Origin of the sequence: Rhodococcus sp. IEGM 1372, from assembly GCF_030056835.1 — a bacterium.
In the GTDB taxonomy this organism is placed as follows: domain Bacteria; phylum Actinomycetota; class Actinomycetes; order Mycobacteriales; family Mycobacteriaceae; genus Rhodococcoides.
Genome location: NZ_JASHKS010000040.1, coordinates 1 through 26,743 on the forward strand (window position 1 = coordinate 1; position 26,743 = coordinate 26,743).

The 26,743-nt window shown below is 68.4% G+C and carries 23 protein-coding genes; 7 read left to right on the forward strand and 16 right to left on the reverse strand.

Annotation, left to right across the window (positions count from 1 at the left end; translation table 11 throughout):
* The coding region (locus QM590_RS21975; protein ID WP_269596407.1) for a HAMP domain-containing protein at window positions 1-604 on the reverse strand (604 nt) is incomplete at its 3' end.
* Window positions 601-1,377 carry a winged helix-turn-helix domain-containing protein gene (locus tag QM590_RS21980; RefSeq protein WP_199233400.1) on the reverse strand — a complete coding sequence of 259 codons (777 nt, stop codon included), beginning with the start codon at window positions 1,375-1,377 and terminating at the stop codon, window positions 601-603. The genes QM590_RS21975 and QM590_RS21980, both read right to left, overlap by 4 nt.
* Before the next feature lie 136 nt (window positions 1,378-1,513).
* Between QM590_RS21980 and QM590_RS21985 the strand changes: the two genes are divergently transcribed.
* From QM590_RS21985 to QM590_RS22010, 5 genes are all read left to right on the forward strand, one after another.
* Window positions 1,514-1,801, forward strand: a complete 288-nt coding sequence (locus QM590_RS21985) for an SHOCT domain-containing protein (RefSeq protein ID WP_132476093.1) — start codon at window positions 1,514-1,516, stop codon at window positions 1,799-1,801.
* Entirely contained in the window at window positions 1,794-3,311 is a 1,518-nt protein-coding gene (locus tag QM590_RS21990; protein WP_269596406.1) for a multicopper oxidase family protein, read from the forward strand. The genes QM590_RS21985 and QM590_RS21990 overlap by 8 nt, the downstream gene beginning before the upstream one ends.
* A 77-nt stretch (window positions 3,312-3,388) precedes the next feature.
* Window positions 3,389-4,063: a DUF305 domain-containing protein gene (locus QM590_RS21995; protein WP_269596405.1), complete on the forward strand. Its 675-nt coding sequence runs from the start codon at window positions 3,389-3,391 to the stop codon at window positions 4,061-4,063.
* 52 nt (window positions 4,064-4,115) lie between these two features.
* On the forward strand, window positions 4,116-6,305 hold the full coding sequence (locus QM590_RS22000; protein WP_411741376.1) for a copper-translocating P-type ATPase: 2,190 nt from the start codon (window positions 4,116-4,118) through the stop codon (window positions 6,303-6,305).
* A 461-nt stretch (window positions 6,306-6,766) separates the two neighbouring features.
* Window positions 6,767-7,489, forward strand: coding sequence for a M23 family metallopeptidase (locus QM590_RS22010; RefSeq protein ID WP_269596404.1), 723 nt, complete (start codon window positions 6,767-6,769; stop codon window positions 7,487-7,489).
* A gap of 400 nt (window positions 7,490-7,889) precedes the next feature.
* Here the strand turns inward: QM590_RS22010 and QM590_RS22015 are convergent, their stop codons facing one another.
* From QM590_RS22015 to QM590_RS22075, 13 genes are all read right to left on the reverse strand, one after another.
* Window positions 7,890-9,212 carry an MFS transporter gene (locus QM590_RS22015; protein WP_269596403.1) on the reverse strand — a complete coding sequence of 441 codons (1,323 nt, stop codon included), beginning with the start codon at window positions 9,210-9,212 and terminating at the stop codon, window positions 7,890-7,892.
* Window positions 9,209-10,234 (reverse strand): PLP-dependent cysteine synthase family protein, encoded by a 1,026-nt coding sequence (locus QM590_RS22020; protein WP_269596402.1) that lies wholly within the window; start codon window positions 10,232-10,234, stop codon window positions 9,209-9,211. The genes QM590_RS22015 and QM590_RS22020 overlap by 4 nt, the downstream gene beginning before the upstream one ends.
* Window positions 10,235-10,429: 195 nt before the next feature.
* Complete coding sequence (lpqS, locus tag QM590_RS22025) at window positions 10,430-10,849, reverse strand: putative copper homeostasis (lipo)protein LpqS (protein WP_269596401.1); 420 nt, start codon at window positions 10,847-10,849, stop codon at window positions 10,430-10,432.
* A gap of 316 nt (window positions 10,850-11,165) precedes the next feature.
* Window positions 11,166-12,095, reverse strand: coding sequence for a M56 family metallopeptidase (locus tag QM590_RS22030; protein ID WP_269596400.1), 930 nt, complete (start codon window positions 12,093-12,095; stop codon window positions 11,166-11,168).
* Complete coding sequence (locus QM590_RS22035) at window positions 12,092-12,454, reverse strand: BlaI/MecI/CopY family transcriptional regulator (RefSeq protein ID WP_269596399.1); 363 nt, start codon at window positions 12,452-12,454, stop codon at window positions 12,092-12,094. The genes QM590_RS22030 and QM590_RS22035 overlap by 4 nt, the downstream gene beginning before the upstream one ends.
* Before the next feature lie 248 nt (window positions 12,455-12,702).
* A complete protein-coding gene (locus QM590_RS22040; RefSeq protein ID WP_269596398.1) occupies window positions 12,703-13,770 on the reverse strand; it encodes a type II glyceraldehyde-3-phosphate dehydrogenase in 1,068 nt (355 codons plus the stop codon).
* A 67-nt stretch (window positions 13,771-13,837) separates the two neighbouring features.
* Complete coding sequence (locus QM590_RS22045) at window positions 13,838-16,279, reverse strand: heavy metal translocating P-type ATPase (protein ID WP_269596397.1); 2,442 nt, start codon at window positions 16,277-16,279, stop codon at window positions 13,838-13,840.
* A gap of 84 nt (window positions 16,280-16,363) precedes the next feature.
* Complete coding sequence (locus QM590_RS22050) at window positions 16,364-16,642, reverse strand: hypothetical protein (RefSeq protein WP_195060720.1); 279 nt, start codon at window positions 16,640-16,642, stop codon at window positions 16,364-16,366.
* Complete coding sequence (locus QM590_RS22055; RefSeq protein ID WP_195060721.1) at window positions 16,639-16,881, reverse strand: YgaP family membrane protein; 243 nt, start codon at window positions 16,879-16,881, stop codon at window positions 16,639-16,641. The genes QM590_RS22050 and QM590_RS22055 overlap by 4 nt, the downstream gene beginning before the upstream one ends.
* Entirely contained in the window at window positions 16,881-17,057 is a 177-nt protein-coding gene (locus QM590_RS22060) for a hypothetical protein (RefSeq protein ID WP_283279304.1), read from the reverse strand. The genes QM590_RS22055 and QM590_RS22060 overlap by 1 nt, the downstream gene beginning before the upstream one ends.
* Window positions 17,054-20,302 (reverse strand): beta-phosphoglucomutase family hydrolase, encoded by a 3,249-nt coding sequence (locus QM590_RS22065; RefSeq protein WP_269596396.1) that lies wholly within the window; start codon window positions 20,300-20,302, stop codon window positions 17,054-17,056. Before QM590_RS22065 ends, QM590_RS22060 begins: the two co-directional genes overlap by 4 nt.
* Window positions 20,299-22,716 carry a phosphoketolase family protein gene (locus QM590_RS22070; RefSeq protein WP_269596408.1) on the reverse strand — a complete coding sequence of 806 codons (2,418 nt, stop codon included), beginning with the start codon at window positions 22,714-22,716 and terminating at the stop codon, window positions 20,299-20,301. Before QM590_RS22070 ends, QM590_RS22065 begins: the two co-directional genes overlap by 4 nt.
* A gap of 905 nt (window positions 22,717-23,621) precedes the next feature.
* Window positions 23,622-23,885, reverse strand: coding sequence for a heavy-metal-associated domain-containing protein (locus QM590_RS22075; protein ID WP_194989202.1), 264 nt, complete (start codon window positions 23,883-23,885; stop codon window positions 23,622-23,624).
* Between the two features lie 417 nt (window positions 23,886-24,302).
* On the opposite strand from QM590_RS22075, the gene QM590_RS22080 reads away from it, so the two are divergent.
* Both QM590_RS22080 and QM590_RS26015 read left to right on the forward strand, forming a co-directional pair.
* Window positions 24,303-25,418: a YVTN family beta-propeller repeat protein gene (locus QM590_RS22080; protein ID WP_194989201.1), complete on the forward strand. Its 1,116-nt coding sequence runs from the start codon at window positions 24,303-24,305 to the stop codon at window positions 25,416-25,418.
* Window positions 25,419-26,120: 702 nt separating this feature from the next.
* Complete coding sequence (locus tag QM590_RS26015; protein WP_267466816.1) at window positions 26,121-26,249, forward strand: hypothetical protein; 129 nt, start codon at window positions 26,121-26,123, stop codon at window positions 26,247-26,249.
* Between the two features lie 57 nt (window positions 26,250-26,306).
* Here the strand turns inward: QM590_RS26015 and QM590_RS22090 are convergent, their stop codons facing one another.
* The gene (locus QM590_RS22090; RefSeq protein ID WP_269596395.1) at window positions 26,307-26,636 is read right to left on the reverse strand and encodes a cupin domain-containing protein; all 330 of its coding nucleotides are present in this window, start codon (window positions 26,634-26,636) and stop codon (window positions 26,307-26,309) included.
* Between the last annotated feature and the right edge of the window lie 107 nt (window positions 26,637-26,743).

The window sequence follows — 26,743 nt, forward strand, 5'->3', positions numbered from 1 at the left end:
AAACTTGTCGGGTGTCGTCGTCGAGGGTGCGGACGCCGTCGTCGAGGGCTTCGAGATAAGAGTCGAGGGTCGCAATCGGGGTGCGCATCTCGTGGCCGAGGTCGGTGAGCATCCGGCGGCGGGTACTTTCGGTGGCGTCGAGACGGCGGGCGAGTTCGTTAACGGTGACGGCGAGCTCGTCGAATTCGCGGCCGAGACCGGGGCTGGACACGCGAGTGTCGTACCGGCCGCCTGCGATCCGGGCGGTCGAGGTGGTCACCGCGGTCAACGAGCGTTGAACACGGCGGGTGATGTACCAGCTCACCGCCAATGCCAGCAGCACCGCGACCGCGACCGCCAGACCCCATGCAAGGACGATCGACCAGGCGAACGCCTCTTCGACGTGCGCGGCCTGACTCGAGTTGTGGTCGATGCCGGCCTGGCCGAGGTGATCATGGAAGATCCCGGGCGCGAGGGCGGAGGCGACGAGCCAGGCGCTGGCGGCGCAGCCGACCACCACCACGGTCAAGGCGAGGAACAGCCGGGTGCCGAAACTCGATCCCGCCAGTGCCTGCTGGGGCGATGCAGCTGAACCTCGTCTGCGGTGGGGGCGCCGGGCCGTCATTGTCCGGCGCCCATCTTGTAGCCGACCCCACGCACGGTGCGCACATAGCGGCCGCGGACAGCATCGTCGCCGAGTTTGCGGCGCAGATGACCGACGTGCACATCGACCAGATGCGCGTCGCCGGTCCAGCTCGGTCCCCACACCGCCTCGATCAGCTGAGCCCGGGTGAGCACCACGCCGGGATCGCGGGCCAGCGCGGCCAGGACGTCGAACTCGGTGCGGGTCAAGGCCACCGGCCTCCCGGCGACGGTGACTTCCCGGCCGTCGACATCGAGGGCCAGGTCCCCGGCGCGGCGGATCAGGCCGGTGGCGGCGGTCTCGGCCGGTCTGGGTGCGGCGACGTGGGCGCGGGGACGGCGCAGCATGGCCTGGATGCGGGCCATCAATTCGCGGGGGCTGAACGGTTTGCTCATGTAGTCATCTGCGCCGACGGACAGCCCGATGAGGGTGTCGATCTCTTCGGTGCGGGCGGTGAGCATCACGACATAGGCGTCGGAGAACGTCCGCAGTTGCCGGCACACCTCGACCCCGTCCAGATGGGGCAGGCCGAGATCGAGGACCACGACGTCGGGGTCGACCTGTCGGGCGAGGGTGACGGCGTCGGCGCCGTCACCGGTGATCGCGGTCTCGAACCCGTCGCGTTCGAGATACGAGCCGATCAGGTTCGCCAACGGTGCCTCGTCCTCGACGACCATCGCCCGCAACCCGGTCGACGGGCGCGGCGGCGCCGCAGAGTCGCTGGTCGCGGTGGGGGTGCGAGCGGAGGAGTCCATGGCGTCCATCTTCACCAGCGGACACCGCTGTCGACGAGGCGGTGTGGCTTCTTGAGCAAATCTTCATACGACCTCCACAGGAATCCACGGGTAGGCACACCAGGCTGGAAGCACGAACCGGTGAAAGGAGGCGACCATGATGGGCTGGGCAGGTGAGCTGACCTGGACCGGATGGATCGTCATGGCCGTGTGCATGTTCGCGTTCTGGGCGGTGGTGATCTATCTGATGGCCATGATGTTCCGCACCGACCGTGCGAACGGACCCGGCCGCACCAGCCAGGAGTCCGATCCGCTTCGGCTGCTCGAGACGCGTTTCGCCCGCGGTGACATCGACTCCGATGAATTCGTGGCCCGTCGGCAGGTGCTGATGCACCCCGGCGACACCACGAAGGTCGAGCACCGGCAGGGGCATGTTCATGGCTGAGCTGGTCCGTCGATCCTTCCTTCTCGGATCAATACTTGCCGGGGCCGGCGTCCTGATGGCCTGTTCCGGGTCGGGCTCACCGACCGGTGCCCCCGTGCAGGCCTCGTCGACTGCGGTGCGCCGTCTCGAACAGCAACGCCGCATCCCGGGTCAGCAGGTGGTCTCGGCGCGGTTGACGCCGCGTCCGGTCGAGGCGGACCTTGGCGGGCGCATCGTGTCGACCTGGGGGTACGACGAGCAGCTACCGGGGCCGCTGCTGCGAGCCCGCGCCGGGGATCTGCTGCGGGTGGAGGTGGACAACCAGCTGCCGGCGGAGACGAGTGTGCACTGGCACGGGCTGGCGTTGAGCAACGACATGGACGGTGTGCCCGGGCTGACCCAGGATCCGATCGTGGCCGGCGGCCGGTTCGCCTACGAGTTCACGGTCCCGGATCCGGGCACGTACTTCTACCACTCGCATTCGGGATTGCAGCTCGATCGCGGCCTGTACGGGCCGTTGGTCATCGACGATCCGAACGAGCCCGGCGACTACGACCACGAGTGGATCGTGGTGCTCGACGACTGGCTCGACGGCACCGGCCGCACCCCCGACGACGTGGCCCGCGACCTCGGCATCGGCGCCGCCACCGGTGCCAGTGGCGACGGCGGGATGGGCGGAATGGACCACGGCGCCATGGACATGGACGGAATGGACACGGGTGAGGAGACCATGCTCTCCCCGCTGCTCGGCGGCGCCGGAGACGTGAGCTACCCGCATTTCCTGGTCGGCGGGCGCGTCCCCGAGGACCCGATCGTGTTCACCGCGACACCCGGACAGCGGGCGCGGATCCGGTTCGTCAACGCCGGCGCCGACACTGCGTTCCGCGTCGCCCTCGGTGGGCACCGGATGACCGTCACCCACACCGACGGCTTCCCGGTCGTGCCGCAGGACACCGATGCGCTGCTGATCGGGATGGGCGAGCGTGTCGATGTGCTCGTCACCCTCGGCGACGGCGTGTTCCCGTTGTTCGCGCAGGCGGAAGGCAAGACCGGGCACGGGCTAGCGCTGGTGCGCACCGCCGCCGGCGAGCTACCCGCGCAGTCGCGACCCGGCGAGCTGGAGCGGCGGGTGCTGCTCGGCACCGACCTCGCGCCCCGCGAGTATGTGCGGCTGACGGAGCGCGATCACGACCTGTATCACAGCGTGGATATGGGCGGGACCATGTCGCCGTACCGGTGGACCCTCAACGGCCGCGCCCACCCCGACATCCCGCCGCTGAACGTCAACGAAGGGCAGCGGGTGCGCATGCGGATGCGGAACATGTCGGACATGTTCCACCCGATGCACCTGCACGGGCACACCTTCGCGCTCACCGACACCGGTCTGCGCAAGGACACCGTCACCATCGGGCCGATGCGCACCGTCGAGATCGAATTCGACACCGACAACCCGGGCCAATGGGCCCTGCACTGCCACAACGCCTACCACCAGGAGGCCGGGATGATGACCACCGTGTCCTACCTGGCCTGATCCCCGCATGCGGACCGGCCGTGTCCGGACTTCGGTGCCATGGCGGTCTGTGACCGTTCGAGAAAGGACCACATCCCATGAACAACAAGAAGTTTCTCGCCGTCGGCGCCACCGCCCTGGCGGTGGTGTTCGCCGCGGCGGCGTGCAGCGACACCGGGACCGGCACCACCGTCGCGACCTCGCCGGCCACGACCTCGGCCACCGCCACCTCGGCAGCCGACGAGGCCGCGGCGCACAACGACGCCGACGTGATGTTCGCGCAGATGATGTTGCCGCACCACAGTCAGGCGATCGAGATGAGCGACATGCTGCTGGCCAAAGAAGGGATCCCCGAGGAGGTGACCGCGCTGGCCGAGCAGATCAAGGCCGCTCAGGGCCCGGAGATCACCCAGCTCGAGTCCTGGCTCGAGCAGTGGGGTGAGCCCACCGAGATGCCCGAGACAGGCCACGACATGCCCGGCATGGACGAGGGCATGGACGAGGGCATGGACGGTATGGAGGGGATGGAGGGGATGGAGATGGAAGGGATGATGAGTGAGGAGGACATGCAGGCGCTGTCCGAGGCACAGGGCGCCGACGCCGCTCGCCTGTTCCTCGAGCAGATGATCGCCCACCACGAAGGCGCAGTCGACATGGCGCAGACCGAGATCGAGGACGGACAGTTCCCCGACGCGGTAGAGATGGCCCGCACCATCGGCGACACGCAGCAGCAGGAGATCGAGACCATGCGGCAGCTGTTGACCACCCTGTAACCGGGCGCCGCCCGGTTCCTCTCGGCCCGTTCGCCATCCCAGGAGGCTTTCGATGTCGCACCCGCAGCACGGACACCCCCACCCGGACCCGTCGCCCGCCGGACACAATGACGGCGCCGAGGTCCAGAGCCCGCCACCCGACGAGCATGATGCGCACGCCGGGCACGGCGAGCACCTCGCCCACGTCGGTCACGACACCCACCCTGAGCACGACGCTCATGGCGGCCATGGTGGGCACGATCGGCATGCCGGTCACGGGGCACACGGGGAGATGTTCCGCCGCCGGTTCTGGATCAGCCTGATCCTGTCGGTGCCGGTCGTCGCGTTCAGCCACATGGTCGCCGACCTGCTCGGCTACCCCATGCCGGACTTCCCCGGGGCCATGTGGATTCCGCCGGTCCTGGGCACGGTGATCTTCGTCTACGGCGGCACCCCGTTCCTCACCGGCGGCTGGGCCGAACTACGCTCTCGCCGGCCCGGGATGATGCTGCTGATCGCCATGGCGATCACCGTTGCGTTCCTCGCGTCCTGGGTCACCACCTTGGGTCTCGGCGGGTTCGACCTGGACTTCTGGTGGGAACTCGCGCTGCTGATCGTGATCATGCTGCTCGGGCACTGGCTCGAGATGCGCGCTCTCGGTTCGGCGTCGGGTGCCCTCGAAGCCCTGGCCGCGATGCTGCCGGATACCGCAGAGAAGATCACCGATGACGGCACCCGCGAGGTGCCGATCTCGGAGCTGTCCCACGGCGATCGGGTACTCGTGCGCGCCGGAGCGCGAGTACCCGCCGACGGCACCGTCACCGACGGCCGCGCCGAGGTCGACGAATCGATGATCACCGGCGAATCCAAGGCGGTCACCCGGCAGGTAGGCGACACCGTGGTCGCCGGCACCGTCGCGACCGACAGCGCCCTGCGGGTGCAGATCACCGCGGTCGGCGAGAACACTGCCCTGGCCGGTATCCAACGGATGGTCGCCGACGCCCAGGCCTCCTCGTCCCGTGCCCAGGCGCTGGCGGACAAGGCCGCAGCGTTCCTGTTCTACTTCGCCACCGTCGCCGGCATCCTCACCTTCGCGGTGTGGTCGCTGCTCGGCAACGTCGACGAGGCCGTGGTGCGTACCGTCACCGTGCTCGTCATCGCCTGCCCGCACGCACTCGGTTTGGCGATCCCGCTGGTGATCGCGATTTCCACCGAACGCGCCGCCAAGTCGGGGGTGCTGGTCAAGGACCGGCTCGCGCTCGAACGCATGCGCACCGTCGACGTGGTCCTCTTCGACAAGACCGGCACGTTGACCCAGGGCCGGCACCAGGTCACCGGTGTGGTCACCACCGCCGGTACCAGCGACGAGCAGGTGCTGGCGTTGGCCGCGGCGGTCGAGGCCGACAGCGAACATCCCGTCGCCCGGGCCATCGTCGCCGCCGCCGACAGTCGTGTCCCGGCGGGCGAGCGGATCGTCGCCACCGACTTCCGGTCCCTGCCGGGACGGGGGGTGCGCGCGCTCATCGACGGCACCGAGGCGATCGTCGGGGGCCCGGCCATGCTGGCCGATCTGCGGTTGTCGGTGCCCACCGACGTCACCGCCGTCACCGCCGGATGGATCCAACGCGGGGCCTCGGTGCTGCACCTGGCCCACGGCGGCCGGGTGCTCGGCGCGGTGGCCCTCGAGGACGCCGTGCGCGAGGAATCCCGTCAGGCCCTCGACGCCCTGCACGCCCGCGGGGTGAAGGTCGCGATGATCACCGGCGATGCGCGGCAGGTCGCCGACGCGGTGGCGGCCGACCTCGGGATCGACGAGGTGTTCGCCGAGGTGCTGCCCGAACACAAGGACGCCAAGGTCACCGAGCTGCAGAATCGTGGGCACACGGTCGCGATGGTCGGCGACGGTGTCAACGACGCCCCGGCTCTGGCCCGCGCCGATGTCGGTGTCGCGATCGGTGCCGGCACCGATGTGGCCATCGAATCCGCCGGGGTCGTGCTGGCGGCGAACGATCCGCGGGCGGTGCTGTCGATCATCGCGCTCTCGCATGCCAGCTACCGCAAGATGTGGCAGAACCTGGTGTGGGCGACCGGCTACAACATCATCGCCGTGCCACTCGCCGCGGGTGTGCTGGCCTTCGCCGGCGTCGCGATCTCCCCCGCGGTGGCCGCGATCCTCATGTCCGTCTCGACCATCGTCGTGGCGCTCAACGCCCAGCTGTTGCGGCGCCTCGACCTCGACCCCGCCCACCTGGCCCGCACCTGAGCCGGCCACCGACCCGATCCGAAACGAGTTTCTGCTTCTCATGTCGAGTTTTCCCCCGCGCCGGTGGGCGCGTGTCCTGGTGCCTGTTGCTGCGGTGGCTGTGCTCGCCGCTTGTGCGACCGGTGAACAATCCACCACGACCACCGAGTCGGGGGTCGCATCGGAGGTGCCTGGTACAGCGTTGGAACCGGCCCTGGATCATCTGCACGGTCTGCACCTCGATTCCGGCGGTGTGGTGCTGGCCGGTACCCACACCGGTCTCGTCGACCTCGCCGCGGACGGGCGCACCACCCGCGTCGGGGTCTCCGACGACGACTTCATGGGACTGACCGGCGCTCCGGGAACTGACCGTCTCTTCGCGTCCGGGCATCCGGGACCGTCGAGTTCGGCGCCGAATCCGTTGGGGCTGATCGACAGCACCGATGGCGGCCGCACCTGGACGCCGACATCCATTTTTGGCGGTGGGCTCACAGCTCGCCGCCCCGGCCGCGGCCGGAGCGCACCCCGCCGGGGCGAGCCACGACGCACCGGCTCCCGCCTCCACCCCGATGCCCCTGCCGGCAGCCGTGGCCGCCGCCCTGCCGGCAGCCGTGGCCGCCCTCCCCGAAGTCGGCGCCACCGTCGACCGGTTCGCCGCCGAGCACCACCTGCACCCTGCGCCGGACCACGCCCCGGTCACGGAGTCCGCCCCGGTCCCCGAGCAGGCCTCGGTCCCGAGTCCACCCTCGAGTCCCGAGATCATCCCGGGCAAGGAGACGGTGGCGGCGCCGGCATCGGCCGCGGCCACCGTTCCGCCGATCACCGCATCGTCGTGGTTACCGCAGCCGCTCGCGGTCGCGCCGGTCGCAGGAACGGTGACCTCTCCCTTCGGTCCCCGATGGGGCACCACCCACGCCGGTCTCGACATCGCCAACAGCATCGGCACACCGGTGTATGCGGCCGCCGGCGGCACCGTGACCGATTCCGGTCCGGCCTCCGGATTCGGTCTGTGGGTCCAGATCCGGCACGAGGACGGTTCGACGAGCACCTACGGTCACATCAACGAAACCCTGGTCTCGGTCGGCCAACAGGTACAGGCCGGCGAGCAGATCGCCACCGTCGGAAACCGCGGCGAGTCCACCGGGCCTCATCTGCACTTCGAAACCACCAACCCGGACGGAACGAAGGTCGATCCGATCCAGTAGCTGGCCGCGCGAGGTGTCGCCCAGACCGACCTCTCGCGTACCTAACGCACGGGCGTAACGCGCCGGGCGAAGTAGATCGCTCCAGTGATGCCGAGTCTCGTCCCACCCAGGGGGCGGGCTCGGCATCACGCATTGGTGAACCGGCCTTCGTCCTGGCGGCCCGGCGGCCATCCCCCACCGGCGCCCGGCGTGTTCTGCTCCCCTGCGCCCCCGGTCTGCGCCGGCAAGTCTCGGCGGGACAGACGGGACGGCCGGCGGACGGGACGACCCGCTCGGACAGGCCCCTCGGCGCACTTGCCTCTCGGTCCAGGGCAGTGGCCGCCACCCCGCTCCCTCGACGCAGTTTGCGTCGAGGGAGCGGGGTGGGGTACGTGACCACGCAACTCGGCCGGGGATCAGGTCAGGAGCGAGCGCGCACCTCACCGATGTCCGCCGGATCGGTGTCCTCGGTGTCCGGCTGCGCGGCGGCGGGGGCACGCTCCGCTGGGGGACGCAACCGCCCGGAGCGATCCAGGACGAACAGGGCGGCGACACAAAGGACGCCGACACCGGCGAGCGCCACCCAGATCAACGAGCCCAGCCCCGCACCGCTGAGCCACCCGAACACCACACCGGTACCGAGGTTGCCCACCAGAATGCCGATGCCGACGATCGTGTTGTAGAACCCGTAGTGGGTGGCGACCAACCGGCCACCGGCGAGGGCGACGACGGTGTCCATCTCGAACGGGAACACCGCCGCAGTGCCCACGGCCAGCAGCGCGGCAGTGAGAATCAGCGCACCGGCCGCGACCGCGCCGCCCAGTACCTCCGGGCTGGGGACCAGCACCAACGGCACGAACGCGGACGCCATGATCAGCATGCCGATCACCAGACTGCGCCCCGAGCCCCAACGGCGAGCGAACCAGGAGGTGATCCGCAGCTGCCCGGCGATCGCGACAATCCCGGAGACCACGAACAAAGAGGTCACCAGCACGGTGTCGGAGCGACCGCCGCCGACAATCTGCGCCGCTTGCAGCGGCAGCGCCAGATACACCTGGAAGGAGAGCACATAGGACCCGATCATCGCCACCGCGAACAGCACGAACGGGCGGTTCGCGGCGATGACCCGCCAATCCTCGAGCACCGAGGTCTTTCCGGCGCTCGGGGCGGCGCGGTGGGCAGGCAACGCCCAGATCTGCACCACGGTCAACACGGCGAACACCGCCGCCGCCACCAGCGCGGTGACCCGGAAGTCGAGGGTGGTCAGAGCGAGCCCGACCAACGGACCGAGCAGAATCCCGGCCTGGTAGAAGACGTTGAACACCGCGAACGCCTCCACCCGCCGCGCACCGGCGTCGGCGGCGAGGTAGGCACGCACCGCCGGGTTGAACAGCGCCCCGGCGAAGCCGGTGGCCACCGAGGCGATCAGGATTGCCGGGAGGGACTCGACGGCGGCGAGCAGCCCGAACCCGGCCACCCGCAAAAGACACCCGGCGACGATCAGCGGCTTGTACCCGAGCCGATCGGCGAGGGTGCCGCCGACCAGGAACATGCCCTGCTGGGAGAAGTTCCGCACCCCCAGCACCAGCCCGACCGCCCACGCCGCCAACCCCAGCGGACCGGCAAGGTATCCCGCCAGATAGGGCATGAGCATGTAGAAACCGATGTTGATGGAGAACTGGTTGACCATCAGCACCTGCGCGGGCCGGTCGAAGCTGCGGAACTGGGCCACCAGAGCGGTCATGACACGCCTTCGGTGGGGTCGATGACGGTGGCGCACCGGGTCCACGACGACACGATCTGGTCGGTCGGATGGTCGATGGTGGCCGGTGCGGTGGGCGGGTTGGCCTCGAGCAGGCCGTGCTCGGCGCAGTAGTCGTCGTTATAGATGGTGTCGAAGTAGCGTTGCGGACCGTCCGGGAAGATCGCCGCCACCCGAGTCTCCGGGGCGCTGGTGCGAGCGATCCACCCGGCCGCCAGCGCCACCGCCCCGACACTCCATCCGCCGCTGGCGTGGTGGGTGGCCGCCAGGGTGCGGCAGGACCAGACCGCCTCGTGCGGGGCCACCCAGTGCACCTCGTCGAAGGCCGGATAGTCGATGTTGTCGGGGTAGATGCTCGACCCGAGTCCGCGCATGAGCCGGGTGTGGGCGGGTTGACCGAAGATCGTCGAACCGACGGTGTCGACCCCGACCAGTTTCAACTCCGGGCAGAACCGGCGCAGCACCCGGGCCACCCCGGCCGAGTGTCCACCGGTGCCCACCGAGCAGACCAGCACGTCCACGCGGCCGAGTTGGGCGGCCAGTTCCAGGGCGAGGGATTCGTAGGCGTCGACGTTGTCCGGATTGGTGTATTGATCGGGGCACCACGCGCCGGGGTGCGCGCCGAGCAGCGCGGTGACCTTGTCCCGACGCGCCTGTTGCCAGCCGCCGCTCGGGTGCGGCTCGGTGACCAGTTCGACGGTGGCGCCGTACGCGGCGAGCATCCGGTGCACGATCGGCTCGAGGCCGGGGTCGGTGACCAGGGTGACCGGATGGTGGTGGGTGATCCCGGCCAGGGCCAAACCCAGGCCGAGGGTGCCGCTGGTGGATTCGATGATCATCGCCCCAGGGGCGAGGTCGCCGCGGGCCTTGGCGCGTTCGACCATGTGCAGGGCGGGCCGGTCCTTCATTCCGCCCGGATTACTGCCTTCGAGCTTGGCCCAGAAACCGCGTCCGGTGCCGGCGAACGGCTCCCCGATCCACAGGACGGGGGTGTTGCCGACCATGGTGGCGGGCTGGGGGGCAGCGGAGGGCGGTGGTCAGCAGGTGCGCGGAGGACGATGCCGCGAATGTGGAGTGAACAGCACTAGTCATGTGAGTGTGATCCCTGTATCGGACTGCGACGGGCGCAGTACATCGGTGACGGGCAGCGCGAAGCGGGCCACCAGGGAAGATCCCCGAGGTGGCCTGCGGGCTGCCGATCAGCACCGATTGATACAGAGAGCGTTGAGAATGGTGCGCCCGGAGCGGGCGCGGGGTATCGGATCCGGTGGGGCACGAGCGGCCAAGGTGGCCGGCATCAGCGCCATCATCACCACGAGGGCGACCAGAGCGAGCACGGCGGCGGTACCCAACGGGCGCAGCGGATTGTCCGACCGGGGCATGGCGACGACGGTGTGCCCCTCGTGAGGGCAGTGCTCGCCCTGCTCGATGTGCGCGTGCCCGGGGGCGTGCTCCTCCGCGGCGACCGCGGTCGAGGTGGTCACCACGTGCACGTCCGTGTCGTGATCGTGGGCGAGGAACAGGCCGCATTGGGCGATGGTGTGCGCGAGCAGATACAGAACAGCAGCGACGGCGATGACCGTCCGCGTACGCGGGGGGCGTATCGCAACTGCGCTCACAACTTCCTGACTGTAGCAGCGCAAACCGGGCCGATCGGTTGGTCCAGGCATCGAGCCGGCCGAACCCCGAGGTCAGCCTGCGGTCGGCCGGCACCCCTTCCCCTGCCTTCTCGGGCACGGTCGGTGCCGCGGTCATCGGGGCCGGGCGTCCGGCGCACGAGCACGCCGACCCTCTGCGTTCGGGTCGTGGGCGCGGTGTCGGCGCCTATCTCGAGCGGCCGCGCACGTCGGCGGCGCAGGCTCCGAAGTGGCCGCGCCCCGGGTACGGCCCCCGGGTACGGCCGGGACCAGTATTTCCGCGGAACTGGGGGGAGGTTCAGGTACACACGAGCGCGGACACCGCGCCGGCGCCCGCCAGGACCGTAAAGATCGGACCCACCATGGACACCGTGCCCATTGCCGCGCAGGACAGCCAGGGCCAGCGCGCCCGACCCGCGAGGCGCAGATTCCACAACCGCAGCGACGTGTCGTTGCTCAACCCCAGTGTCCCCGCCGGCCGCGGCAGAGTCGACGCCGACACCGCCGTCAACGCCGACCGCACCGTGGCGGGGCTGGTGACCCGGGCGGCATGCTGATCCGCGGTGAGTTCGACGAGGGTGGTCACCGCGGTCGGCGCTGCGGCGAACAGCGGCACGCGGGGGAACACCTCGGCCAGAACATTGCACACATTGACGATGCGGTGGTGTTGGCCTCGCAGATGGGCACGCTCGTGCGCAAGAACGGCTTCGCGTTCGCCGGCGCTCAGGCACGCCGACAAACCTTCGGTGGCCACCACGAAGCCGGGGCGACCGGCGACGCTGTAGGCCATCGGCAGTGGGTGATCGAGCCACATGACATCGCCTCGGGACCGCGCCACGATGGCCACCACCTCACGGTGATAGGTCCGCACCCGGCGCGACTCCCGGGTGTGGCGCCGACCCACGACGGTGGTGCGGATCGCCGCGAGGGCCAGAGCAACGGTGACAGCGCCGGCGACCGCCGCGGTGATCCCTGGGGCTGCGGTGTGCGAGAGCGCCGACCAACAGCGCACCAGGGTCTCGACGGCCGATTCGGCGGGCGCATGCTCGGGCCAGAGCGAGACGGCCACCGCGGAGGCACCGAAGAACACGGTCCCGCCGATACTGCCGAGCCATGCCGCCAGCACCGTCCTCGGTGTCAGGGCTGTGTCGGTCAGGCGTCGCAGCAACGTCGGCGCTGCCACTGCGATCAGAGCTGCGCCGACAAGGAGAATTACCGCCAGAGTCATTGGTCCGTGGGCCCACCGGTGCGTCCGCGACGCAGCGCATCGAATTCCGGGTCGGTCACCGTCTTGGCGAAGTGCAGCAGCACCGCACTGGGGTCGGCGCTGCTGTCGAGCAATGCCCGCAAGGCCTGGGACGTGGCTTCCTCGCGACTGCACGACGGTGAATAGAAGTAGGCCCGGCTGCGCTTTTCCCGCTGCACCCAGCCCTTCTCGTGCAGGTGGGTCACCACGGTCAGGATGGTCGTGTAGGCGAGTTGTTTGCGGCCGCTCAGGCGTTCGACGAGGTCGTGTACCGACTGCGGCTCGTCGGTGGACCACAGCTCGTTCATCACCTCGGCCTCGAGACCGCCCAATCGCTGCATGGCTCCCCTCGTAGATACTCGCCGGCTACCACACGTTCTCAGCGTGGTCCCTATTCCTCGGTCCTCTCGAATTCAACCATGCGGGAAATTTACCGTGTAATTGTCGGATGCGTATCGCCCAAGCGCCGAGGTGACTCCGCCGACCAGCGTGTCGGCCCCTCTTCCGATGCCGGGCACTCGTTTCGCCCACCTGCCTCGGTAGTAGTACAACGAGTCAGTACAACGAGTCAGTACAACGAGCAGGCCTGCTACGCAGGGGGCGGTGTCGGTGAGGACAGCGACGGTAGGAACCGTCGACGCATCCCGAGAACCTCATCGGTGAGGGCGATGGAGGCGGCGCCGTCGTCGACGGTGCCGGTCACCGCCCGGATCGCGTCGATCGATTCTGGTACGACGATCGCTTCGTTGAACACCTGATAGGTGAGGTAGGCCTCGTCTCCGTCGACGGTCACCACGTCCTCCCACACCGCAACCTCCCACATATCGCCCCGCGGCCTCCCGAGATCCCGCATCAGTTCGACGGTGGTGTTCAACGCCACCAGTCCCTCCGCCATGGTGACGAAGGCGATCCGCGGGGCAGCGTGCAGGGCAGCGAGGACCTCATCGCGGCTGCTGCGTCGGCGCAGTCGCAGGCTCCAGTAATGGTTGTGGGTTTGGGTGTGCGCGGCCTTGGCGGCCATGGTCACCACATCGAGATTCGGCAGGACGGTTCGCGCGTCCGGTCCTTGATGGGAGGGAATGGACGACTCGGGAACGATCGTGTTCATCACCCCACCCAGGTGGGACTCGCCGGGATCGGTGGCGCGCCGGATCAGTGTGCCCCGCGCGCTGGCCAGCAGATCCGCCGCATCCAACGCCCCGAGGACCCGCACGATGCTGGTGGTGTTGCACGAGACCACCCGCGTGCTCTCCCGGCCCACGGCGCTGGCGTAATTCGCCTGCGCGACGAAGGAATGACCGGTCGTGGCATGCGATTCACCGCCCTGCAGGATCACCTTCACCCCGGCCCGACGATAGAGGGGAAGAGCGGCGGCGGCCACCTTCTTCGGTGTGGCGTCCACAACGACGTCCACCTGGCCGAGCAGGTCCTCGAGGGTGCCGAGCACCGGAATGCCGGCGCTGACCATCGCGTGCCGGGCGGACTCGCCGGCCGCAAATACCGGAATGCCGAGTTCCGCGGCGGTGCGGATCCGCCAGTCGGTGGCAACATCGGCCACTCCGACCAGATGCATATCGGGCATGGCCCGGACCGCATCGGCGACTCGCTTGCCGATGACTCCGTATCCCGTCACGGCCACTCGTATCGGCGCGGTCATCGATATCCTCCTTCGGATCCGTTGTTGAAAGTTTGGCTGAAAGTTGGATGGATCGCCGCGAGCGCCGCTATCCGGTCGTGTCCCCGACTCGGGGCTGCGCGGCTGCCACCGGTGCCTCCGATGCGGCCGCGCCGACCTGGCGGGGAAGCTCGAGTCGTTTGAGCATCAAGGCGTTGACCGCGACGATCAGGCTTGAGCCGGACATCGACAGCGCCGCGATCTCCGGGCGCAGCACCAGCCCGAAGGCGGGTTCGAACACGCCGGCGGCGATCGGCAAGGCGATGACGTTGTAGCCGACCGCCCAGCCGAGGTTCTGCCGCATCTTGCGCAGGGTGCCCCGGCCGATGCGCAACGCGATCGGCACATCGAGTGGGTCCGAACGCATCAGCACCAGGTCGGCGGTTTCGATGGCGACGTCGGTGCCGGCGCCGATGGCGATGCCCAGATCCGCCTGCGCGAGGGCGGGGGCGTCGTTGACCCCGTCGCCGACCATGGCGACCTTCTTGCCGCCGCGTTGCAGTTCGGCGATCTTGTCGGCCTTGTCGGCGGGCAGCACCTCGGCGATGACGGTGTCGATGCCCAGCTGTGCGGCGATGCGCCGGGCGGTCGCTTCGTTGTCGCCGGAGAGCATGACCACCTCGATACCGAGCTCGTGCAGCGACGCCACCGCCTCGGCCGAGGTTTCCCGGGCGGCGTCGGCCAGGGCGATCACCCCGACACCACGGCCGTCGACCGCGACGAGCACGGCAGTACGCCCCGTCGCGGCGAGCTCGTCGCGTCGGTCCATCAGCGCGCCGAAGTCGACGTCCTCGGCCACCATGAGCTTGCGGTTGCCCACTGCTACCCGCCGGCCGGCCACCTCGGCAACCGCGCCGTGGCCGGGCACGTTGCGGAAGTTCTCCACCGAGACGGCGGGAATGCCGCGCTCGGTCGCATGGCGCACGATTGCGCCCGCGAGGGGATGTTCGGATTCGCGTTCGACCGCTGTCACCAGCGTCCAGAGTTCGTCCTCGGGCAGACCCTCGAGGACGACGTCGGTGACCTCCGGCTCGCCTTTGGTCAAGGTGCCGGTCTTGTCCATCACCACGGTGTCGATCCGGGCCGAGGTCTCGAGAGCGGTGGCGTTCTTGAACAGCACGCCGCGCTTGGCGCCCAGGCCGGTCCCGACCATGATCGCGGTCGGGGTCGCCAACCCGAGCGCGTCGGGGCAGGTGATCACCACGACGGTAATGGCGAACAGCAGCGCCATCTGTACGTCCCCGTCGAGCAGCCACCACACCAGGAAGGTGCCCACGCCGCCGACCAGGGCGACGAAGACCAGCCAGAACGCGGCCCGATCGGCCAGGCGCTGGCCGGGGGCCTTCGAGTTCTGTGCTTCTTGGACGAGGGCGACGATCTGGGCGAGGGCGGTGTCGGAGCCGACCTTGGTCGCCCGGACCCGCAGGGTGCCGGTGGTGTTGATCGACGCACCGATCACGCCGGAGCCTTCGGTCTTGGTGACCGGCAGGGACTCACCGGTGACCATGGATTCGTCGACCTCGGAGTGGCCGTTCTCGACGGTCCCGTCGACGGGGATCTTCGCCCCCGGCCGGATCAGCAGCAGGTCTCCGACCACGACCTCGGTGGTGGGGATTTCCGCCGGCTCACCGCCGCGTAGCACCACCGCCTGGGGTGGGGCGAGTTCGAGCAGGGTGCGGATGGCGTCGTTGGCGCCGCCGCGCGCGCGCATCTCGAACCAGTGCCCGAGCAGCACGAAGCTGGCCAACACCGTGGCGGCCTCGTAGAACACCTCTCCGCCGCCGGTCAGGGTCACGCCCACGCTGTAGAGCCAGCCGGTGCCGACCGCGACGGCGACGAGCACCATCATGTCCAGGGTTCGGGCCTTGAGGGCGCGGTAGGCGCCATCGAAGAAGATCCACGACGAGTAGAAGACCACCGGAATCGACAACAGCAGCGAGAAGACGTCGTCGCGTAGGCCGAACGGTGCCGCCACGGTGAATCCGAGCACCTCTCGCCCGATCGGCGACCACAGCAGGATCGGGATCGACAGCAGTGCCGCCACGAGGAAGCGGTTGCGCATGTCGCGCACCATCGCGTCCATCGACATCCCGGCGTGCCCGCCGTGGCCCATCAACTGCTGGGGCGTGTGGGTGGCGTGGTCGTCGTGCGCGGCGTGGTCGTCCTGTGCGGCAGGGGTGGGTGCGGCAGAGGGGTGGGCGGTGTGTTCGCGCGGTTCCTCCTGCGGGTCGCACAGGTGCGAGGGCACCGACTTGCCCTCGCAGTGGTATCCGCAGTCCCGTACCCAGTCGGTCAGAGTCGCCACCGAGGTCACGGCCGGGTCGTAGGTGACGGTCGCGGTCTGGTTCACCGCGTTGGCCTCGACAGCAAGGACGCCGGGTCGGCGGAGCAAGGTGGATTGCACCACCGCCGTCGAGGTCGCCCAGTGCAGGCCACCGACCTCGAGTACGGCGGTGCGTTCGTTTCTGTTTGTCACGGTGTTCGAGGACATGGCGTTCTCCGGACGGTCGATGGAATACGCATTGCGAAAGGCGCATTGGAGGGTCAGGGAAAGCAACCGAAGAGCCGAACGCAGCTAGCGGCCCGATCCGTGGCCTCCGTGGCCGGGGCCGCCCATCATCATCGCCATCATCAGCACGCAGGCCCCGGCGAACACCAGGGCGCCGACGCCCACCGTGCCGGTGGCCACCAGCGCAATGGCGATCGCCAGCATGGGGATACAGCAAATCACCATCATCGCGCGGTGGCCGAGAGCTCGACGCATTCGCCCGGCACGCGCGGGGGCCGGTTCGGAGTGTTCGTGGGCGGAGTGCGGGCGCTCGGGCATGTCGGGCATCTCGCGGGGGTCGGTCATCGGAAACCTCTCAACGACTTGGGCTGGTAGCCGAGTGCGGCGTAGAGCGGGCAGTGCCCCAAGGCTCCGGTCACCGCAAGGTCGAGACCGGCCAGGATCAGCAGTACTTCCAGTGCGGCCACTCCGAGGCCCGGGGACTGGAACAGCAGGACGATCCCGGCGGTAATCGCGGCCGCTCCCACAACGATGCGACCGATGCGTTCGGTTGGGGTGATGTTCAACGACCATCGACGTGCCATCACAACCGCTCCTTCGGTGAGCCGGGGCAGATTCCCCGGGAGTGCTGCTTGCCTTCATCCTCGTCGGGGGCTACGTAGATTCGGTGCGTATCGGATGAGGATTTGATGAAGATGTCGTGCCGCACGGCCCGGGTCTTCGGTCCGAGGGCGTGGTGTCTCGTGCGCTGGGAGTTCATCGGCGGATCCTTGTTGTCGGGTGCCGCTGCAGCGGGAACTGCAGCGTCTGTCCCCCACCGAGGGTGCGGTGTGCTCCGTCCACCTCGACGGTGACCGCGGTGGCGGTGCAGCGATGGGCGGTCAGGGACAGCGCGCTCTCGTCGAGGCGCACGTCGATGCGGTGGCCCCGGTAGTGCAGTCGGAACTGCAGTTGCCGGATTTCGGGGGGCATCTGCGGGGTGAGCACCAGACGGTCCGACTCGAAGCGGACTCCGGCGAACGAGCGGGTGACGATGTCGACGGTGCCGGCCATCGCGCCCAGATGGATGCCTTCTCGGGTGGTGCCGCCCTGCGTGTCATCCAGATCGGCGATCAGCGCTTCCCGAAAGACGGCCCAGGCGCGGGCGGGATCGATCCGGGCCAGCACCGAGGCGTGTACGACCCGGCTCAGGGTCGACCCGTGTGCGGTGCGGGCCAGGTAGTAGTCGACGGTGCGGATCAGCTGCTCGGCGGTGACGTCGTAGCCGAGCCGGGCCAGTATCGACAGCAGCTCGGTCGGTCCCAGCAGATACAGCAGCATCAGCACATCTGCCTGTTTGGCGAGCTTGTAGCGGTTGGTGGTGTCTGCTTCGGATTCCAGGATCAGATCGAGGCGGCCGATGTTGCCGTAGGTGCGCCGATAGCGAGGCCAGTCGAACTCGGAAAGACGATCGTATCCGTCGAACTGGCTGATCAGCCCGTCATGGAACGGCACCGCGATGCGACGGCTCAGATGTCGCCATCGCGTCATCTCCTCGGGGTCGACGCCGAGCCGGTCGAGCAGTTCGTCGCCGTCGGTGCCGGCCAGCTCCGTCACCGTCGCGGCCGCGTGGTGACACACCCAGGCGGCCATCACGTTCGTGTAGGCATTGTCGCGGACACCGAGACCGGGGGCCTCGGGATACCCGTCGTGGTATTCGTCGGGGCCCATCACCCCGGAAAGGTGGAACCGGTCCTCCTCCGGGTCGTGCTCGGCCAGAGACGTGAACAGGCGGGCCACCTCGATCAGCAGTTCACCGCCGCGGTCGGTGAGCCACACCCGGTCACCGGTGCTCTGGTAGTACTGCCAGGCGTTGTAGGCCACCGCCAAGCCGACGTGTCGTTGACGGCGGGAGTTGTCGGGCATCCAGCGTTCCGAGCGCGGATTGTAGAGCTGGGTGGGGGTTTCCTCCCGTCCGTCGCTGCCGCTCTGCCAGGGGAACAATGCGCCGGCAAGTCCGGCGCGGGCGGCGGCGTCGCGGGCGGTGTCGAGACGTCGCCACCGATAGTCCAGCAGCGACCGGGTCACCGCGGGCAGGTGGGTGGTGATCACCGGCAGGACGAACAGCTCGTCCCAGAAGACATGGCCGCGGTAGCCCTCACCGTTCAACCCGCGGGCCGGAACACCGGTGTCGAGGTCCTCGCTGTGCGGGCTGACGGTTTGCATCAGGTGAAACAGGTGCAGGTTCAGCACCAACTGAAGTTCCCGGTCGGTGTCGAGTTGGACGCGGAACCGATCCCACAGTCGCCGCCACGCCGCCTCGTGCCCCGGAAGCAGCTCGGCCACCCCGCCGGAGACGCGGTCGAGTTCCCCGAGAACACTCGATCCCGGCGACGCGATGGCCGCGTCCTTGGAGGTGGCGATCGCGGCGATCTTGTCGACCACCACCGGGTGGTCGTGGTGAACCTCGAGACGGAACTGGTGAGCGGGGATGCCGGCGGTCGTATCGGTGTCTCTGCCCCGCACGTCCCCGGCGCGCACGCGGGTGCGTACCGCCGTCGCGATCCGGATGCGACTCCGGCTGGTGTAGGTCTGTACCAGCAGCACATCGGGCTGGACGTGCCGAATCGTGGTCGCGGTCAGGTGCCGATGGGCCAGGGCTGCATAGTCCGCGACATTCGAGTTGGTCACCGTGGGATCGATGCCGGATCTCAGGGTCAGCGTGCCGCTCCAGCCGAGGGGGGTCAGCGTCGTCTCGAGCGCGGCCAGATGGAAGCGCTGCATCGAGACCACGCGTCGTTGCCGCACCTGCAGACGCCGTCCCTGCCCGTCGCGCAGGCGCACCTCGCGGATCAGCAGTGCCCGCCGCAGATCCAGCACCCGCCGCTCGTCCTCGACGATCAGACCGCCCTCGGACCACCACGGTCCGGTGTCGATCCGCACATCGAGCCACAGCCAGTCGGCGGTGTTGACCAAATGCTCGTCTTCGACCCTCCGCCCATGCACGGAACTGGTGAGCCGGTTGTAGACGCCCGCGAGATACGTTCCCGGGTAATGGGTGCCGTCGGCCCGGCGTTCGGGGGCGGCACCCCGCACACCCATGTATCCGTTCCCGAGGGCGGTCAATACCTCCCGGTGGCCCTCGTGCGCGGGATCGAAGCCGCGGTAGATCAACTGCCACGGATCGGTGCGTACTGCACCCAGGTCCAACTCCGACACGTCCCCGAGCACCAGGTCCGCGCCCGCGGCCTCGAGGAGCCGGCGGTTGCCACCGCGATCGATGCCCACCACCAGGGCAAAGCCGCCCCGCCGGGCCGCCTCGATACCGGCTCCGGCATCTTCGACGACGACCGCTCGACTGGGCGGCACCCCGAGCAGCCGTGCAGCATGGAGAAACACCGCCGGATCCGGTTTGCCCGGCAGATCCCGCTCGGCGGCGACCGTACCGTCGACGACCACGTCGAACATCGTCTCCAGGGCGGCGGCGGACAGCACGGTGGTGGCATTGCCGCTGCTGGTGACCACTGCGGTGGCGACCCCGCCGAGGCGCAGGCGTTGCAGCAGCGCGAGGGTGCCGGGGAACACGGGCACTCCCTGTTCGGCCAGCAGCGTGTGGTAGCGGCTGTTTTTCCGGTTACCGATCGCGTGGACGGTCCACGCGTCCTCCGGGTCGTCGGGGGCGCCGGGGGGAAGGCTGATTCCCCGCGCGGCAAGAAACGTCGCGACACCGTCCGAGCGCGGCCTACCGTCGACATAGCGGCGGTACTCCACGGCGGCATCGAACGGAGTTTGCGCCGCCCCGACGCGCGGGTCGCGTAGTGTCTCGTCGAACGTCTCCTTCCATGCCCGTGCATGCAGGTCCGCGGTATCGACGAGCACCCCGTCCATGTCGAAAAGTACGGCAGCGTAAGGGTAGTGCGCATGACCTTCCGGGCGGATCCGTCCGTCCGATTCCGCCGGGAGGGTGGGCGCGGCGTGCACAGGAGCGCTGTGGTCCTTCGACAGGGCCGAGTCGGGGCCGCTCACGGGATGTCCTGAACCGGCGACACCGCCTCGCACGGGTCGTCTGTAGGGGCGTTCCACCGCCAGTTCCGAATCTCGGGCATGTCCTCGCCGTGGCGCCGGATGTACTGGCGGTGTGCGATCAAAGTGTTTTTCAGTTGTTCACGGGCATGGGCGGCAGCGTCGCGCAGGTGGGGCAACAGATCCAACGCGGTGATCGCCAGATGGAACCGGTCGATCCGGTTGAGCACACACATGTCGAACGGGGTGGTGGTGGTGCCCTCCTCGATGTATCCCCGCACGTGCAGGTTGGCGTGATTGGTGCGTTTGTAGGTCAGCCGGTGGATCAGCCAGGGATAGCCGTGGTAGGCGAACACGACCGGCGTGGTCCGGGTGAACAATGCGTCGAAGTCGGCGTCGGAGAGCCCGTGGGGATGGTCGTCGGCGTGTTGCAGACGCATCAGATCCACGACGTTGACCACCCGGATCGCCAACTCGGGGAACAACCGGCGCAGGATGTCCACGGCGGCGAGCGTTTCCAAGGTCGGCACGTCACCGGCGCAGCCGAAGACGATGTCGGGTTCGCGACCGCAGTCGGTCCCGGCCCACCCCCAGATCCCGATCCCCTTGGTGCAGTGGGCGATCGCATCATCGACGGACAGGTACTGCAGTTGTGGCTGCTTGCCGGCGACGATGACGTTGACGTACTGGCGACTGCGCAGGCAGTGATCGGCCACCGACAGGAGCGTATTCGCATCCGGCGGCAGATAGACCCGCACCACGTCGGCCTTCTTGTTCACCACGTGATCGATGAATCCCGGGTCCTGATGAGAAAACCCGTTGTGGTCCTGGCGCCACACGTGCGAGGTCAGCAGGTAGTTCAAGGACGGTATCGGATACCGCCAGGCGATGGCGTTGGTGGTCTTGAGCCACTTGGCGTGTTGATTGAACATCGAGTCGATGATGTGCACGAACGCCTCGTAGCAGGAGAACACCCCGTGTCGTCCGGTCAACAGATACCCTTCGAGCCAGCCCTGGCACAGATGCTCGGACAACACCTCCATCACCCGCCCGTCCGGCGCAAGATGCTCGTCGAGGTCGGTGACCGGCAGAGCCCACGCCCTGTCGGTGGCCTCGAGCACCGCGTCGAGCCGATTGGAGTTGTTCTCGTCGGGAGCGAAGACCCGAAAGCTCGTCATGTTCTCGGCCATGACATCGCGCAGCAGGTGGCCGAGGATCCGGGTCGACTCGGCGACAGTGGCGCCGGGTTCGGTGACCTCGACCGCATATCGGCGGAAATCCGGCATCTTCAGCGGACGGAGGCCACCGCCGCCGTTGGTGTGCGGGTTGGCGCTCATGCGCCGGTCTCCCGACGGGTGCAGGTCGGCGATCTGCGGATACGGTGCGCCGCCCCCATCGAACAACTCCTCGGGACGATAGCTGCGCAACCACTGCTCGAGCACCGTTCGGTGCGAGGCATCGTCGCGCGCATTGCCGAACGGCACCTGATGCGAGCGCCAGGATCCTTCGACGCGGTGACCGTCGACCTCGGTCGGTCCGGTCCATCCCTTCGGGGACCGCAGCACCAGCATCGGCCACCGGGGACGTTCGGCTGCGCCGTCGCGGCGCGCCCGTGCACGGATCGCGGCGATATCGTCGAGGGCACGGTCGAGCGCGGCGGCGAACTGCCGGTGCATCTGTTCGGGATCGTCGCCCTCGACGAAGTACGGTGTGTGACCGTATCCCCGCAGCAGCGATTCGAGTTCGTCGGGGTCGATGCGCGAGAGCACGGTGGGACTTGCGATCTTGTAGCCGTTGAGATGCAGGATGGGCAGCACCGCACCGTCCCTGGACGGATCGACGAATTTGTTCGAGTGCCAGCTCGCTGCCAGGGGGCCCGTCTCGGCTTCTCCGTCTCCGATAATCACCGCGACCACCAGGTCGGGGTTGTCGAACGCGGCACCGTAGGCGTGGGCCAGGGAATATCCCAGCTCACCGCCTTCGTGAATGGACCCGGGCGTCTCGGGGGCGACATGGCTGGGAATTCCCCCGGGAAACGAGAACTGGGTGAACAACCGGCGCATGCCGTCTTCATCGCGGGAGATATCGGGATATACCTCGCTGTAGGTGCCCTCCAGCCAGGCGGCGGCGACCGGTCCCGGCCCACCGTGGCCGGGACCTATCACGTACATCATGTTCAGATCGCGGGCGGTGATGACGCGATTGAGGTGGGCGTAGATGAAGTTCAGGCCGGGTGTGGTGCCCCAGTGGCCGAGGAGTCGCGGTTTGATGTGCTCCGGCCGCAGAGGTTCGCGCAGCAGGGGGTTGTCCATCAGATAGATCTGACCCACCGACAGATAGTTTGCGGCCCGCCACCAGGCGTGAATCCGCTTGAGGTCTTCGTCGTCGAGTGAAGGCGAGATTTCCGGCCGGTTGATTGTCACGGATACTGCACCACTTTCTTTTCTCACATCGCTACGGTCCGCTCTCACGGTCAGTCCGCCGCTACGCAGAGGATCCGGTTCGTAGACAGAAGGTTCGTAGACAGAATCTGATCACATGGTGGCCAACGGTTTTCGTGCCGACAGATCCCGCCTCCCGGCGGCCGCGGCATCTACTCGGCAGCGGTTTACCTCTCCCCTGGTCTCGGACCGCGGCTGCGGTGCCACCCGGTCCTCACAGTGCCCGCTCGACCGGTAGAAGACATAGAGGAACCATGAAGATTTGATCAAGATCCGGAGGTGGTCCCGCGCATTTCGCGAAGCGTCGACCGACTTTTCCGCCGCGGCGCGGCAAGCGGGCCGCCCTCGACCTGCTCGTGTCGATCAGCGGCGCGCTCCTGACGCGGAGGCGGCGGTGGGGAACCCGGAGCGCCGTCGCCGCTCGTCATCCGCAGCTAGTGCCATGCCCGACGGACCTGCCCCGCATTCGAGACCACCGTCGATGGACAACGCCACCTGCACGGCGTGTCCGATGACCGCCGGGCATGTTGTTCGGCCCGCCCGCCTCGGACTCTGCGGTCGGTAACCGCTCGCAGGCAGGACACCCACCTCATACCGGTCATCCGACAGGGGCGAGTCTCCACGGTGCCCTCGAGGCGGCTGATGCGTAAACCGCGCCAGTGCTGTAGCGCCTGCTGTAGCGCCTGCTGTAGCGCCGGAAAGCCTCTGTGCAACGCACTTCCGGCCCGTCCCGCTCAGCTGCACCTGATGCTCGGTCAGCGATCGCCGGTGACGGCACACCCGGCGCCGGGTGTGCCGGGCGAGCAAGTATGCCCACCGGTCAACGCTGTGTTCGCTCGAGGACGTGGGTCATCGCGCACCGGCCGAGATGGGCGGGGTTGTCAGCTGCAGCAGCAGCCGCCCCCTCCGCTCGCCATGGGCAAGGAGCGACCGACCGCATCATCTGCGGAGACGATCTCGTAACCTGCGTCGGCAATGGCGCGAGATACGGCCTGGGCGGTTGCGGTTCCGGTGGTCGTCACACTCCCGGCCTGCAAGTCGACCTCAACGCCGGTCACGCCGGGCACTGCCCCGACAGCGGTTTTCACGGACGATACGCAATGTCCGCAGGTCATTCCCTGAACCTGGTAGGTGGTGACCGTCATCGTCTTAGTCCTTTCTCCGAACGCCGTGGGGTGATCCCACACCCGCATCATATACCCCCGGTGGGTATATGATGCGGGTCGGCGGGTTTCTTCAGGAAATCTTCACCTTGGCCCCCGGAGAGTGAGGTGGGCGTCCACGGACGCGTAGCTCGAGGCTGGTCGATCGACTCGGGAAACCGTGGCCATCGGGCCGGGTCGAGAGCGTCCCGGCGTCGACTATCCTGGCGAGCCTGGATCGAATGCCTCTCTCCCGCGCGGGATATCGACCGTCAGTGGTCGGGGCGTCGGGGGATAATGACGTTCACTCGAAGCTCCTCGGCCTCGGCCGCGACCGAACCACACCGGAGGTACGCGATGAACCCCACCAGCGGACCGACGCCGAGGCGACCGCATGTCCGGTCGGGGAGACACTCCCTGATGGCGCTTGCGGCAACGGTGGTTCTCGGGACCACACTGTCGGGGTGTTCCGGCGGCGCCGACCCCGCCCCCGGTCCGGCACCGTCCGCAGCGACGACACCGTCCGGCCCGGCGGGGACGGTGACCGGATCGGTGTGGGTCGCCGAGGAGGAAGGGGACAGTCTCACCGTGGTGGACGCGGCCACCGACGAGGTGGTGACGACACTGACCGGCGTGGACTCACCTCACAACGTCCAGGTCGGACGGGACGGGACGACCGTATACACGGTCACCGGTGAGGACCGGGTGATCGCCATCGACCAGGGCACCTATGCGGTGCGCGCGGTCGCGCCCACGGGTTCGGCGCCGGCACACGTGATCGACGCCCCGAACGGCAAGGTCTATGTGACCGACGCGGGCGACGGCACCCTCTCGGTGTTCGAGGCCTCCGGCTTACGGCCGGCCGGGCGGATCGAACTCGGCGGGATGCCCCACGGGCTACGGCCCGCGGCAGGAGGTTCGGTGATCGTGGTCGCCGACACCGAGGCCGGCGTGATCCACCTGATCGACCCTGCCACCGATCGGGTCACCGGGGCGGTACCCGTCGGCGCCGGCCCGGCTCAGGTCGCGGTCTCCGCCGACGGCCGGTTCGCGTACGCCGGGACCACCGAACCTGCCGCGGTGGTCAAGGTCGATCTGAGCGCCCGCGCGGTAGTGGCCACCGTCGCGGTGCCGGCCGCGCCCGTGCAGCTGTACCTGACCCCGGACGAAAGGACCGTGGTGTCCGCCGACCAGGGCACCCGGCAACAACCCGGCAACACCCTGTCGGTGATCGACACGACCGAGATGACGGTCCGCGCCGCCGTCGGCACCGGAGCCGGCCCGCACGGGGTGGTGATCGATCCCTCGGGCACGCGCGCATGGGTGACGAATACATACGACGACACGGTGTCCGTGATCGATCTGCCCAGTCTCTCGGCGGTGGCGACCGTGCCGGTCGGCGAACGACCCAACGGGGTCAGCTTCTCCCCGCGCCCGACGGCGGCGACAGCTCCCTCGGCCGGATTGACGCTTCCGCCGCCAGCAGTTACCCAAGACGGCAGCGGCGAGGAGCACCCGGATGAGCACGGGCCGTAAGCGCCCGGAGCGTCCGGATCGACGCACCGCCGACCCGGCCGGTCAACTGCCACAATGCTTTTCTCGACGACTCGTCACCCGTCCTCTGCGGATGCCGAAGACGATGCGGGATACACCGACCCCGGGCGCAGATTATGGGTGTCGAACCGGTACCTCGGCACCGGAGAGCCTCAAGACGCCCTCCAGCTGGAACGAATCAAATAGCCAACTACCCGTGGCTCGACACCGGCCACGCGGCGGCGGGCGGCGCCCGCATCCTCACCGCAGCGCACCACGGCGTGGGAAAGCGAAACGCAGGCGCAGCGTGTCAACCACGGAGGCACCGACGTCCACGTGGCGCGCAGCCGTGCCGATGCGTGGGATCGCCGTCGGAAGCACCGCCGCAGCCCCACCCCTGAAACACCCCTTCCCTGCCACCGGGTCGCTCTGCGAAAGCCGTGCTCTACATCGGCATGTTCATCATCGGTATTCCACTCATCTGGTGAAACCACATCATCAACTGGTGTAGCACTAGGTGCGCCTGGTCCATCACGCCCATCATGTTCACTACGCTCCCCTTCCGGAATCGGACACTCTCGACGCTCGAGGTGGCCCTAGTATCGGCTCTCGACGAAGTGGGCGTGCCGTATCGGCGGCGGCCGACGGGTTTCTTCAACAGATCTTCATAAGATCTTCCCGCCACGGACAGGTGTCGCTCGTAGGGTGTGCTCACCGTGGGAGCCGGTGGTCTACGACCGGCTCACCTGCGACGAGCACTTCGAGCTGTTCGGCCGGGCCTACCGCGCCGCGAACGGCGGTGCCGCGACGTTGTGGGCGGATCACCACGGGTGAAGCACCCCCGCGGGTATTTCATCGGGTATTTCCTTCGAGAAAGTCCGGCTCGCCCGATCAGCTCTTCGCCACGGTGAGCAGCACCGTGCTGTCTTCGCAGGCGTCGATCCGGTGCCGGGCGCGGGGAATGATGACCAGATCCCCCGTTCTTGCGTCCCGGGAGGTGTCACCGGTGCTGAGACGGATGCGTCCGTGCAGCACGTACACGGTCCCCTCGCCGGGGCTGTCGTGTTCCCCCATCGATCGTCCCCGTTGCAGGGCGATGAGGGTCTGGCGCAGCACCTGGTCGTGACCGCCGTATACGGTTTCGGCACTGCGGCCACTGGACGCGGTGGCGGCGTGAGACCGCAGGTGGCGGGCGACGGCGATCAGCGACAGCTTCTTCATGCCCTTTTTTCTACCGTCTCTACCCAGCCGGTCTTGTCCTTCTTCCCGCAGACCGCGGACCGGAGTTCTGACTGCAAGGTCAGCGGAGGACGTGCATGACGGTATGC